We start from the raw sequence: 12698 nt of genomic DNA on the forward strand, positions 1-12698 counted from the left end.
TAGGAATCAGGGGAGTTTTCTTTAAAGGCCTGCCTTACGACGGGCGATAATTCAGGGAACCGAACAGCTCCGTTTTTTCCGCTTCCGTCAAATCCCGCCATTTGCCCGTTGGCAATTGCCCGAGATGAATATTCATAATGCGGATGCGCTGAAGCTTCCGAACATGGTAACCAAATGCCTCGCACATCCGGCGGATCTGCCGGTTCTTCCCTTCGGTCAGAACAATCCGGAAGACCCGGTCCCCCACCCGGGTTACCTGGCATGGCAGCGTCATGCTGCCCAGGATCCGAACCCCGCTCGACATTCCTTTGACAAACTCTGCCGTAACCGGACGGTCAACCGTTACGATATACTCCTTCTCATGCTTGCCTTCCGAGCGGAGAATCGGATTAACCACGTCGCCGTCATTGGTAAGCAGAATCAGTCCTTCGGAATCCTTGTCCAACCGGCCGATCGGAAAGATCCGCTCTTTATGGCCGACAAAATCGACAATATTGCCGCGGATATGCAGCTCGGTCGTGCTCGTTATGCCCACCGGCTTGTTCAGCGCGATATAAACATGATGCTTCTGCTCGCCGATCCGTTTTCCGTCTATTCGTACATCATCGCCAAGCTCCGCTTGGCTGCCGAGCTCAGCCTTCGCTCCGTTAATCGTGACGCGTCCGCTGTCGACCAGCTTATCCGCCTCACGCCGCGAGCAATATCCGGTCTCGCTTATAAACTTATTAATACGCACAAAAGTTCACCCCGTAGTCTGTGCTGCCATTTCCGCTATGCGATCGGAGGAATACGTATGGACGGCAGGCTGTCCTTCCGCCCGCTTCTCCATGGCTTGCTCCGTCATGGCTTGCTTCGCTGCTATCCGCATCGCTTTGGCGACAGCTTCGCCCGCGATCGGACGGTATGGCCGAAGCGAGCCTACCATTCCCCATTGTACTGCCTTCGACACGGCCGCGCCAATCGTTTCTCCAAGACGGAACGACTGACGCGGACCAAGCAGCAGGGACGGCCTGAAGATCCGGACCGATTCCAGCGGAATCAACGCCAGCTGCTCCTCCAGCTCGCCTTTTACCCGGTTATAGAAAAAAGCAGAGGAGGATGAGGCCCCCATCGCCGTAATGACCAGAAAATGACGCGCACCCGTATGCTGTCCCCACTCCGCCAAGGCAAGCGGATAGTCGTAATCCACCCTGCGGAACGCTTCCTGGGATCCCGCCGTCTTTATCGTAGTCCCCAGCGTGCAGTACACGAGATCCACCGTCACATCGTCAAGCGCTTCCCACATCCGGTCGAAATCCGCGATAATGACGTGCAGCTTGGACCTCGCTTCCTGCTCCATCTCTATATGGCCGATCGGCCGCCTGGCTAATACCGTAATGGAATGACAGGCCGGATCGTTCAGCAGCTGCTCCAGCAGAGCCGATCCGACAAGTCCCGTAGCTCCCGCAATCAAGCAGCTGTAAGTACTGGTACCTGCAATGTTATCCATTGACGGATTACTCCTCCTCAGCCGACATTTGATCTTTGTTTATCCAAACCTTCTCCTAGTATACCGTTCGTGCTCCCTTCTTTCAAAGCAGGCAGCGTGATGATAATCGTTGTTCCGACATTCACCTGGCTCTTGATTTCCATCAGCCCCTGATGGCTGTGGATAATCCGCTGGCTGATCATCATGCCGAGCCCCGTGCCGCTTTCCTTGCCAGTGAAAAACGGGTTGCCGATCTTCGGAATCATATCCTCCGGTATTCCGATTCCTTCATCCGTAATGGAGATCGTAATCTGGCCGTTCTTCGAAGCGATATGGGTATGTATTCTTCCTCCGGACGGCATCGCTTCGATCCCGTTCTTGAGCAGATTGATGAAAACCTGCTTCAGCTGATTCTCTTCACAGGATACAAGGCATGGCGCTTCGGTAAAAGAGGTCGTAAAGGTCACGTTATGCAAATGCCCCTCGCTATCGATCAGCGACAACACGCTGCGGAAGACGTCCCGGACGTCCTTTGTCGCGAATCTAGTCGCCTGCGGCTTTGCCAAAATCAGAAATTCTCCGACGATTAGATTGATCCGGTCCAGCTCCGAGAGCATCAGTCCGGTATGCTCCAGGTTCATCTTGCCCGTATGCTGTTGAAGCTGCAGGAAACCACGCAGCGTAGTTAGCGGATTGCGGATCTCATGCGCAACCCCCGCCGCGAGCTGCCCGACCGTCGTAAGCTTCTCAGAACGGCGCAGCAGCTCTTCCATCCGGTTGCGGCTCCTCATATCGCGGGTAATGCTCGCGTAAGCCTGAATGACCCCCTCCGTGTCCCGTATAGGGGATATGGTTACGCTGACGGGAATAATCTCGCCGTTTTTGGTCACCCGGATCGTCTCCTGGGCAGGCAGCACCTTTCCCTCCTGCAAGGAATTGATAATCAGGCGCATTTCTCCCCTATGCGTGTCGGGTACCAGCTCGATTTCCGCGCCAAAGACCTCCTCCGAGGTATACCCGAACAGCTGCTCAAAGGCTTTGTTCACCTGAATGAACTTCCCCTGCAAATCCACCACGTGAATCGCATCGCTTGTATGGTCGATAAAGGACTGCAAATATTCCTTCATCTGCCTGTTATCCTCAAACGCCTGGCGGAGCTTCTCCATATAAATGCTCAGGTTCTGGGACATGGCGTTAATCTTCAGCGCCAGCAGACCGAACTCGTCTTTGCCTCTAACTTTAATAGCCGTCTGGAAGCGCCCCAACGATACTTCGTTCACCTTCCACAATATCGCGTTTAGCGGCCTCAGCATAAACCCGGCAAGCAGATAACTGCTAATAAGCACGAACAGCAGGATAATGCCGGCATACATAATGGCATCCATCCGCTTCATTCTCATAATCTGGTTATATTCCTCGCAGTCGTACACCATGCCTATCACGTAGGGCGCAAGGGTGGCGTCGCTGTAATAGCTCTTGATATACTCTTTGCCGTTTAAATTCACTTCGCGCACCTGGAAGCCCTTCTCGGCTGCCTCCACGGCATAAACCATGTCCTTTGCCTCGTCCCGGAAGGCATACGTGCCAAACAATACCTTATCGTCGGACATGCTTCCGCCAGCATCAGGACGGAATACGGTTACTTCCTCCAGCTCCGGGTAAAGCTTCTTTAATAGCGACTGCATCTCATTGGGTTCAAACTCCGGATCGTCTCTTAGAGCGGCTGTCTTGGAGATCCAGCCCGGATGCTGGCCAAAAGACTCCGAGAGCTTGGCGGAAGCCTGCTCCATCACTTCCTCCATATCCTGATTCATATTGCGAAGCGAGGCATATTGGTCCAAAATAACGATAAGGATAAACATCGCCAGAACGATCATAAATATGTAGATGGAGAACTTGGCTTTAAAAGACACTGGCTATGCACATCCTTTAATCGGGCATCTTAGTTATCCACAAGTTATTGACATTATCAACAACTAATCCACATGCCCATAGAATAGTTTGTGTGTAGTTTTGTGGACATTCGTATAGTTATCCACAATTTTATCCACTACATGTTAACAACGGAATATCTGTTCGATGAATAAATGCGAATTTATTCGATTTTATCGTAAGTTGGAGGGTAATATGATTCGAGAACAAGAAGATCAGGCCTGGATGCAGCTCGCCATAGAGGAAGCCAAAAAAGCCGAACAAATAGGCGAGGTACCGATCGGTGCCATCCTTGTGAAAAATGGGGAAGTTGTCGGAAGGGGTTATAACTTGCGGGAGACTAACCATGATCCGACTGCGCATGCCGAAATGGTCGCTATTCGAGAAGCTTGTGAGCGGCTAGGTGCTTGGCGGCTCTTGGACTGTACGCTGTACGTCACACTTGAGCCTTGTCCGATGTGCGCAGGCGCCATAGTCCAATCCAGGGTGAAACGGGTCGTATACGGAACGGGCGATCCTAAAGCAGGCTGTGCGGGCACGTTAATGAACCTGCTCCAGGAACCCCGCTTCAATCATGAAACAGAATTAACAAGCGGCATTCTTCAAGCGGAATGCGCCGAACTGTTGACGAATTTCTTCAGAAACCTAAGAAGCAGGCGGAAATAGCTACTCGCTTCTGCGCGCGGAAGAACAAGCAACTTCGTTACGCTGAATATATTGCAAAGCAACAATCAATTGATCAGCTTCTTCGCTGATCGCAAGGACATCGGGGTCGGTCAAGCTACCGCGTGCCTCCGCTACTTCATGAAGCTTCAGCCGCAGCGATTGCAATTGTATAAGCAGATCTGTTTTGTCCATAATCGCTTTGGGGCACGCTCCTTAGATTCATTGATGTAAGTATAAAATTATTATACGCTTTCTTCATTTTACTGTTTGTAAAAACCTGTCGACAAGAAAACACAATTTTCAGGCACGATTCGACACGAATTGGACCAACAGTACTAAATTACCATCTTTTGTGGGAGTCGTCTAGATGTTTCATACTCGTTCATATATTTGTTGATAGGAAATTCTTCAATAAAGACGAGACGGGGGCGTTGCAAGTTCCAAGCCACCCATGCTAAAATAAACCTTACTGCGCGCCCGTAGCTCAGCAGGATAGAGCGACAGTTTCCTAAACTGTGCGTCGCGGGTTCGAATCCCGCCGTGGCGCGCCATACCTTAAAACCCGCGCTATATCAACGTTTTAACCTACGTTGAATGGTACGGTCAGGCACCGCAAGGTACACAGTCTACATACGTCCTCCTACGATAACTATGCGTGGGAGGTTTTTCGTTTTGGACCCGAGAAAAGGACGTTCCGTCGTTAAAGGTAACCGCAGTACCGCACGTACTAGCCTGGCGCTCAGCCTCGGTGACGCGTTCGATTTGTTCTATAACGCTAAGAAAGCGGCCGGCATGCGCGGCAATACGTTAACGAACGATTATACCGATAACTGGCGTTATTTCCGCGAATGGCTGGACGCGACTTATCCACATGTTAATAACGTAGATGAGGTAACATCCGAACACATCCGCGAGTACGTCAATTACATGAGCACGAAGCCGAAGTATAGCGGTATTGAAAACCGCGAGACTGGCGCGACACTATCACCGTACACAGTTACGTTCCGGCTGCGTACCATACGTACGTTTTTTAACTTTTTGTCCGCAGAAGGTTTAGTGAACGCGAATCCGATCCGTAATATAAAGAACCCGCGATTCGATAAGGAGGATAAGGAAACGTTCACTGACGATGAGTTGCGCCGGCTACTATCCGCTCCGGACGTTTCGACTTACGCTGGCCTACGCGATCGTACGCTTATGCTATTACTCGCGGATACTGGCCTACGTATTAATGAAGCGCTCGGCCTCAGCAAAGAACACGTTAACTTTAAAGGCCGCTGTATCGAGTTGCCGGCGTCGATGAATAAGAACCGGAAGCCGCGCGTTGTACCAATGTCTGCTGAAGCTTCACGCGAATTAATGACGCTTATCAACGAGAACCAACGCTATTTCGATACGGACTTCATCTTCCTCGCTAACTACGGAGATCCGTTAAAAGCGGACCACTTCCGTAAGCGTCTGAAGGAACACGCGGTTAAAGCCGGCATCGATCCTGCGTTGGCTCATCCGCATCAATTCCGCAGCTACTTTTGTACAACGTTCTTGCTTAACGGAGGATCGCTATTCGTACTCCAGCGGATTGTCGCGCACGCTAACATCGAGACCACGCGCGGTTACGCTAAGATGAACGATACGCACGCACACGAGCAGCACTCGCAGTTCTCACCGTTAACGCGGCTCGGCTTATCGCGTGTGAACAAGCGGCGCTAATCGTCCGTTCTCCTCCGTTTGATGTCCGCTAACACTTCCTTCGTTGGCCGTCCGTATTCCGCTATCTGCCGCTCCGTAAGGAACGCGTTATCCAACGTATTATACCGATCGGCCACGCGAGGTAACGCATCTGCTACGAATGGCGGCGCATAGTCACCGGTGCTATCGAGCCACACTCCGATATACTGGAACGCCTTCGTAGCCTCGAACGCTTGCTGCGGATCGGCGAACGTTTGGGACAGATACGGCATCAACCGTTTGTACGCGTCCTGGTTCGTATTCTTGAACAGATGCCAGTTAACGGACGACGACAGTAAGATATCGACGAAGCCCGGATACTTTTTAAACTGCGCGAAATTGTGGAACGCCATGACGAGCATGAGTTTATACTTTGGCGCCTCGCTAAATATGCGCTCGATAAAGTGGACAAGGCCGGACGATAAGAATTGATGCGGTTCATTAAGCGCGAGTATCGTACCGGCTCCGCGTCCGTCTAGCGACAGTTTAATAAGAAACGTTAGCATCACGATCCAGTATCCGAATATCTTCTTAACCGGTTCGGGCATCGCGGCACCTTGCGGCATCTTAATACGGAGGATAACGATTTTACCTTCGCTAATCCATTTGTATAAATCCGCGGCTGGGTTCGGATTCGGCTGACAGAACATCGGCTTCGAATACTCGCGGTTAGCTAACATATCTATACGCCGAATAACCGGTGCTGCGAGTTGCCCTTGGCGGCCGGACATCATGCCGCTTTTTTCCGATAACGAATCGTAATCGCGCCATAAATCCATATCGAGTATATCGTCGAGGTCCGCTATCTTCTGCCGACGGAACTTCTGCTCCTTAAACATACGCTTCATATCCTGCAGGTCGCCCACCGTTGCTTTAGCGGCTTCGCGGCAAAACTCCTGCGTCTGAAACTTATCTTCATCCCCGTCCGATAATAGAAAATCCGAAAGGTACTCGCTCACTAAGTCCGCTGCTATACGCGGATCCTCTACGTTACGGAATATCGTTTGAAGCCCGAGGTAGAACGAATACGCCGTATTGGAGAAGTCGAGGTCGATAACGTGCTCCGGTTCGATATGGTCACGTACCGCGTTCGACATCCCCTTCCAATGACCGTCGCTATCCTTATTCCGCTCGTCGATAAAGTCCGGTATGATCGCGCCTATCTTGTGCTTACGGAAGGACTCGACGATAAAGTTGATCATCGCTTGGTCCTTACCCATACGTGGAGAGCCCGTAAACGCGCGGAAAGTGTACAGTAGGTTAACGTTTTCCGTCGGTACGTGAATGTTATGCGTTACGCCACGGTCCGTCGCTGTGCCCGCTAAGATGCCGCTATCGTCCAGGAACACGCGCGGCAACTCGATCTCAACACGTCGGTTCGACGTCATGACTTCGGCGAACTCCGTCTGTAATTCCGCGGTAGGTAGCTGCGTTAACTTGCCGATCTCATCTACGGACATAATCGTTGGTGTGAAATCTCGGCGGCTACGTATATTAATCTTCACGGACTCTAACCGGTTATCGCCCGCAAGTGACGCGTAAGCACCGGCCACCGATCGCGCCAACATGCCGCGTTTCACCTCGTCCTCTGCCGTCACCGCGTATCGTATTGACGTTTTGAATACGGGCAGATTCCGTTTATTCTTCGTCATCGCGGACAGATCACCGTTCACTAATAACTCCGCGCGTTCGGGATTACGGAAGACTGGCCGCTCTGTCTTCGCGCGTGTTCCGCCTCCGTGGAAGAACGTACGCTCAATGCCGGTAAGCACATCGGATACGAGCGAATGAACTTCGTACATCGCGTATACAACTCCGTTAGCTACTCCGCGCAATACACGCAGCGGATCAATGCCGGCCTTCTGCGGTACGCCGCCCTTATCCCACGTTTCCCATGCGTAATCAACTAGGCGCTTCCACTTGCCGCGATCGACCGTTTCCTGGCGTATAAATATCGTGACTGCTTCGTTACCGCTCAGTTCGTTCGACACGTTAAGGATATCGCGGACCGGCGTATTCTGTTCGTTATAGCGGAAGTCGAGCGAGAACATATCGTGACGCTTATACTTTAGCGCGTATAAATCCGTATTCTCTTCCGTAAATAACTCGAAGTCATCCGCGATCTCAAGCGTAGATTTCCGCCACTGTTCGTGGTTGCGGAATTTCGTACGGAAGGATGTCGCAAAGTCGGCCGGCACTCGAACGTAATAAGCGATCGACTCCGCGGTAAGCTGCGTTATCCAATGGAAGTCCGGCGCCGGCTGCGTTACAATACGGAATCCTTCGCGCCGCGGTTTGTGCCTAACGCTGAACAATTCGTACATGGCGCGTTGGAAGTTACGGGATGCCGAGTTAAGCACGGTGTGATGCGGAATTATTCGATAGGTAACGTACTGCACCGGTCAACGCCTCCTTTACGTAAACGCGCTCCATATTACGCCGCACCAAAACGTTACGAATAGGCGGCCGACCCATTTGCTACCCGCGCCAACTAACGGACCGATCATCATGCCGACCGCGCAGACAACGATTGCGAGCGTGGCAATTTCCGCCGAGTTAGCGTTAAGAACATCCGCAATGTGATGCGCCCAAGCGGAGAACGTATTGGTCGCAGGCTTAACGAGTAACTCCGTTTCCTGACCGATGAACCAATCCGCGAAGTTGTTGAGCTGTTCCATGATACCGCCGCTATTACCGCCGTCACCGCTCGGTACTACTGCGCCATTTATTCGAAGTATCATCGCGACCACCGCCTCATAACGTTTTCAGCCAGTTACGGATGTCTAACGCGTGCCTGACGATGATGTATCCGATGCTGCCGCCCATAATGAACTCGATCGCCTTCGTACGGTTATTGAACATCCACGTTACGCCGGCGTATACGATGACACCCGCACATAACCAATCCGCGATATTCAGCACCGTCGTAAATATTTCCGTCCACGTATCCTGACCAGGTACCGCGGCGAATACGGTCGTCGGCAATAACGCAAGGTGTACGGCGCTGGCCGTTTTCGCAACGAGTTTAGCCGTACTTTTACGCTCCTTTTCGACGATATCACCGCGCATAAAATCCGCCCATTCTAACGCAACTACACGTGCCATAAACGATCATTCCTTCCCGGTATAATTACGCTTTCTAGCGGGAACTATAGTAGACAAAGGAGGCGATGACTCGTGCATTTTCTTATCGGTCTTATTGTTGGCGGAGCTATCGGAGCTCTTACGCACCTGTTCTAAAACTCGGCGGTTCTCGGCGTGCATATGTGCGTTAAGGACCGCCTTTACATATCCGCTAAAGTTGTTCCCGCACCGCTCCGTTACCCAATCGAATAGTTCCCGTTGGTTCGGATTGTTCGCGTTGAAGCTCACCGCTTTCCGGATGTACTGATCCATTCACGTTATCCCCTTCCGCTGGTTTTCTGCGTTTACCTTCACGTTTCTTTTCCGTTACACCACCGCGAGATTTCAACTCCGCAATTAACGTTTCGATCGCAGCTATATCGTCTAATAGATCGTTAGTTATCGTGTTATGAGTAGCGATTGATTGCGCGTAATTAACGAGCATTCCTCCGAGTGTTTTTACGGAAACTTCGCCGGCCATCCGCTTCAATAACGCTTTATCCATCGTCTCCGTTCCTCCTTTAAACGTTTGATGTTAGAGGATACGGCATAAGGCTCGGCCATTATTACGCCTTCTACGTATTTATTTTGGTAGACTCGTCCAAACTTACTAGAAAGCGTAATAAAGGACGGTGATCGACCGTGTCTGGATTAGGTAAGAAACGCAGCAAATTCGGGACTTTCGTGGATATGAACGGGATATCGCAGAAGGATTTGTGTGACGCGACCGGATTAAATAAGAAGACACTTTCGCGGATATGTAACGAAGATGACGCGAGCCTACGCGCTATTACTAGACAAGCGTTGATAGAGGCGGTACGGGAGTTAACGGGGAATCAGCGCGTTAAGGAGGCAGACTTCTGGGACGTATAAACGACGAAAAGGGAGCGACAACAGGGCGTTAATCCCCATCATCGCTCCCAAGCGCGGATCGCGTAGGCGACCGCTTTACCCTAGCGTATTCCGCACGGGTTGTACTTTATACCAATCTGCAAACTAAGCAGGGTGGTACGTTTAACGTTAGAACAGTCCTTTACGGTGCATGATCGTTACGAAACTGTAGAAGTCCTCGGACCGACCGTCCGGCGTATCGATAAGTTTCGCGCAGACAGCCGCGTCGATCGCCGCTTTCGCCCACGATGGTACTGCCATTTTACGCGTACACTCTAACGTATCAATCCGTTTAGCTTGCGCTTCGACCGTAGCCTGTAACGCGCTGAACGCCTTCTTCTCTTCCGCTGTCATTGGTACGTCAACCTCCGTTCTATCTTCCGTTTTAAACGCAGCCACCGCCGCAACAAACTCCGCTTTATCGATACCGCTGCCCGGGCACGTTTTCGCCGAAGTCATCTCGCGGTGAAATACGATGCGGCTTCCGAACAAATCCGCTAATGCGCGCGTTAAGCCGACCGCTGTACGTAGCTGCGCGCCTTCCAACTTCTCCGCTCCCTTATCGAAGTTACCGATCATCTCGAACATGAACGGATGCACTCCGTCATTATCCGAATCGTTAAATCCGGTAGCCGACGCCGGCGCCACCGTTAAAGGCCGCCCATCCCATATGTAGCCATCCGGATCAATCGTAGCGTGCTGCGCGATGTCGGACCATCCGTTAACTTGCGTGTGCGTACGGTACATCGCCTGAATGTAGAACGATGGATCCGCCTTACTCCGGTACATAGCGATCGTCGGCTTCCACGTTCCATGCACGTGTACTTCCGGAAATTTAACGCGGCCAATGTACGTACGGAGATACGCGATAAACTCTTCAAGCGTGTAGCGCCTAAACGTCTTTGGAACCGCCATTATCTACGCCACCTTTATCCTTAAGTACGGTGATAATACGTTTAATCGCGTCCGGTAACGGGAGGCCGTGGCGCCCATAATTCTCCGTTACGGAAATTAATTCGTTCGCAATATAGAAGTACGTTGCCGCGCCCATTGTAACGTTGTCTAATTCGAGCAAAACGTCTACGCGGTGTGCGAGGATAATAACGAGCAACATAAGTCCTTTCTTTGCGAGACCGGCCGCACCTACCGCGCTGCTAATGCCGCGTCCTTCTTTTAATGACGCAGAGATACCGGAAATAATATCGACTACAAACGCGCATAAGAGAAACGTTAACGCCTCGGTCCAGTGGCCGAAAGCGAACGTAATAAAAGCGCCAGCAACGCCGACGCCCGTGTTTACCGATATTTGACTGTTCAAATCGTAACCTCCTCGTTTAGTTCTGCCGCGACCTCTTCACGTATAGTGGCCGGCACCGTATCAATCTCACGTACGCCGGCGCGCACTAGCTTAACGTAGATTTGAACGATGGGATTCGTACTCATACGGCATCGCCTCCCGCGAGGATCATTTCGTAGAGATTCGCGAATGCTTCCATTAACATGAGGTTATCGGACTCCAACTGTTCAATGCGGAGTTCCTCCGGTGTCTTCGGGGGAGGAGAAGGGTCAACTATTTCACCAGGTAGTGGATCACGAGTTTCTACGTCTACAAGCACGCCTTGCTCGATAATGAGGTTATAGAAAGGATACAAGGAGACGATCTTGACTGAAAGTGTCTGACCCACCTCCGTTGTTTCATCTACAACATAATTCTCCGTTTCGTTTTCATACCAGTTTGAATTAAGAAACAAACTGTTTGATTCATACGTCCCGTCAGGTCTTACGATCATGGGAATATCCTCCTAATAGATAACGGTATAGTAGTAAACGCGCCCGCTTATGTTTAAACCACCTTGTACAGTGAAGCCGCCTGTACTAGGGTTCGGACCATTACTCGAGCTTTGGAACGGTCCGATGCCCGCACTGCCCCCGCTATTGGATAATCCGAGCACGGTAACAGCGTTTACCATGCCGAGAACAGCAATACTATTATTAATGTCAGTCTGACCCGTTACATAAATGAGCTTCGGATCAATTCCAGTACTGATCGTTCGAAATCCCGCCGCTCCGTTACCTGTATACGTTCCCGATACAATCCCCTTTAAGGCGTCTTGAGCATCAACATAAGCTTTCGTAGCCGCATGCGTATCGGCCGTCGGAGCTCCCACGCTAAACTGTCCGTTCGCGTCACGGTGAGCGAGTGTATTAGGCGTTGCTGCGCTAGTGGATCCGTGAACCGGCGCGGTTGTAATCGCTGCGTGCGTATCGACCGTACTCTTAAGCGCAACGTCATCGCTCTCAACCGGTGCCGCCGCCTTCATACGTCCGTTAGCGTCCCGCCGCGCAATTGTATCCGGAGTTGCTGCGCTAGTTGCCTCGTCGATCGTTGTGTGCGCGCCGGCGATACCGTTCTCGATCTTGTTCATATTCGCGGCCGATATCGGAGTTTCGTTATCTTTCCAATCCGTTTTTGTATACGCCAAATTGCGTCACCTCCCGTAAATAAAAAAGAGCCCCGCGATTAAGTCGAGGCTCTACGTATGGTTATTTCCGCCGATAACGTTAAGCTATCGATATTCGTCTTCGTAAAATCGGAAGGGCCCGCGATAATCAACGTGCCCGTATCCGCGTCGTCGGTCGCGTTAACGCCGAACGTGCCCCAGCCGCCGATAAGTCCGTTGGCCTCCGTTTCGTCAAAGTACGTTTCCTTGACGACCGTATAGCCGTCCGTGAAGGATAGCGTGACTTCTTTGCGGGCGAACTCCGTAGGGAGCTGCGTATCCGTTTCGGTCGGCGCGTCGGTACTTACGGCGATGTGCGTTAAATCTGCGTCAATTAGCGCGAGAATACGTAATAGGCCCGCGTCTGGTACGAACGCCATGCGTAGTCA

The 12698-nt window shown here is 51.5% G+C and carries 16 protein-coding genes and 1 tRNA gene; 3 read left to right on the forward strand and 14 right to left on the reverse strand.

Annotated elements, in window-relative coordinates:
- Window positions 1-34: 34 nt before the first annotated feature.
- The 3 genes from rluF to EV294_RS26685 are packed head-to-tail and all read right to left on the reverse strand — an operon-like array spanning window position 35 to window position 3381.
- The gene (gene rluF, locus EV294_RS26675; protein WP_132312504.1) at window positions 35-736 is read right to left on the reverse strand and encodes a 23S rRNA pseudouridine(2604) synthase RluF; all 702 of its coding nucleotides are present in this window, start codon (window positions 734-736) and stop codon (window positions 35-37) included.
- 6 nt (window positions 737-742) lie between these two features.
- A complete protein-coding gene (locus EV294_RS26680) occupies window positions 743-1489 on the reverse strand; it encodes an NAD-dependent epimerase/dehydratase family protein (RefSeq protein ID WP_132312507.1) in 747 nt (248 codons plus the stop codon).
- A gap of 17 nt (window positions 1490-1506) precedes the next feature.
- Window positions 1507-3381: a PAS domain S-box protein gene (locus tag EV294_RS26685; RefSeq protein WP_132312509.1), complete on the reverse strand. Its 1875-nt coding sequence runs from the start codon at window positions 3379-3381 to the stop codon at window positions 1507-1509.
- A gap of 214 nt (window positions 3382-3595) precedes the next feature.
- Between EV294_RS26685 and tadA the strand changes: the two genes are divergently transcribed.
- Window positions 3596-4066 carry a tRNA adenosine(34) deaminase TadA gene (tadA, locus tag EV294_RS26690; RefSeq protein ID WP_132312511.1) on the forward strand — a complete coding sequence of 157 codons (471 nt, stop codon included), beginning with the start codon at window positions 3596-3598 and terminating at the stop codon, window positions 4064-4066.
- Here tadA and EV294_RS26695 read toward each other — a convergent pair whose 3' ends face one another.
- Window positions 4067-4258, reverse strand: coding sequence for an aspartyl-phosphate phosphatase Spo0E family protein (locus tag EV294_RS26695; protein WP_091190862.1), 192 nt, complete (start codon window positions 4256-4258; stop codon window positions 4067-4069).
- Between the two features lie 281 nt (window positions 4259-4539).
- Between EV294_RS26695 and EV294_RS26700 the strand changes: the two genes are divergently transcribed.
- Window positions 4540-4617 (forward strand) — tRNA-Arg (locus EV294_RS26700).
- 121 nt (window positions 4618-4738) lie between these two features.
- The gene (locus tag EV294_RS26705; RefSeq protein ID WP_165930818.1) at window positions 4739-5776 is read left to right on the forward strand and encodes a tyrosine-type recombinase/integrase; all 1038 of its coding nucleotides are present in this window, start codon (window positions 4739-4741) and stop codon (window positions 5774-5776) included.
- Here EV294_RS26705 and EV294_RS26710 read toward each other — a convergent pair.
- From EV294_RS26710 to EV294_RS26750, 10 genes are all read right to left on the reverse strand, one after another.
- A complete protein-coding gene (locus tag EV294_RS26710; protein WP_132312515.1) occupies window positions 5773-8193 on the reverse strand; it encodes a hypothetical protein in 2421 nt (806 codons plus the stop codon). The genes EV294_RS26705 and EV294_RS26710 overlap by 4 nt on opposite strands.
- A gap of 15 nt (window positions 8194-8208) precedes the next feature.
- Window positions 8209-8535 carry a hypothetical protein gene (locus EV294_RS26715; protein WP_132312517.1) on the reverse strand — a complete coding sequence of 109 codons (327 nt, stop codon included), beginning with the start codon at window positions 8533-8535 and terminating at the stop codon, window positions 8209-8211.
- Between the two features lie 13 nt (window positions 8536-8548).
- Window positions 8549-8899: a TrbC/VirB2 family protein gene (locus EV294_RS26720; protein ID WP_243711811.1), complete on the reverse strand. Its 351-nt coding sequence runs from the start codon at window positions 8897-8899 to the stop codon at window positions 8549-8551.
- A 190-nt stretch (window positions 8900-9089) separates the two neighbouring features.
- Window positions 9090-9422, reverse strand: a complete 333-nt coding sequence (locus tag EV294_RS26725) for a hypothetical protein (protein ID WP_132312519.1) — start codon at window positions 9420-9422, stop codon at window positions 9090-9092.
- Window positions 9423-9937: 515 nt separating this feature from the next.
- A complete protein-coding gene (locus tag EV294_RS26730; protein WP_132312521.1) occupies window positions 9938-10723 on the reverse strand; it encodes a peptidoglycan recognition protein family protein in 786 nt (261 codons plus the stop codon).
- Entirely contained in the window at window positions 10701-11126 is a 426-nt protein-coding gene (locus tag EV294_RS26735; RefSeq protein ID WP_243711812.1) for a phage holin family protein, read from the reverse strand. The genes EV294_RS26730 and EV294_RS26735 overlap by 23 nt, the downstream gene beginning before the upstream one ends.
- Entirely contained in the window at window positions 11123-11251 is a 129-nt protein-coding gene (locus tag EV294_RS30955) for a CD1375 family protein (RefSeq protein WP_279513614.1), read from the reverse strand. The genes EV294_RS26735 and EV294_RS30955 overlap by 4 nt, the downstream gene beginning before the upstream one ends.
- The gene (locus EV294_RS26740; RefSeq protein ID WP_132312523.1) at window positions 11248-11598 is read right to left on the reverse strand and encodes a hypothetical protein; all 351 of its coding nucleotides are present in this window, start codon (window positions 11596-11598) and stop codon (window positions 11248-11250) included. The genes EV294_RS30955 and EV294_RS26740 overlap by 4 nt, the downstream gene beginning before the upstream one ends.
- A gap of 12 nt (window positions 11599-11610) precedes the next feature.
- Window positions 11611-12291 (reverse strand): hypothetical protein, encoded by a 681-nt coding sequence (locus tag EV294_RS26745; RefSeq protein ID WP_132312525.1) that lies wholly within the window; start codon window positions 12289-12291, stop codon window positions 11611-11613.
- 38 nt (window positions 12292-12329) lie between these two features.
- Window positions 12330-12689, reverse strand: coding sequence for a hypothetical protein (locus EV294_RS26750; protein ID WP_132312527.1), 360 nt, complete (start codon window positions 12687-12689; stop codon window positions 12330-12332).
- Window positions 12690-12698: the final 9 nt, after the last annotated feature.

The sequence above is a fragment of the Paenibacillus sp. BK033 genome (assembly GCF_004345425.1).
Lineage (GTDB): Bacteria > Bacillota > Bacilli > Paenibacillales > Paenibacillaceae > Pristimantibacillus.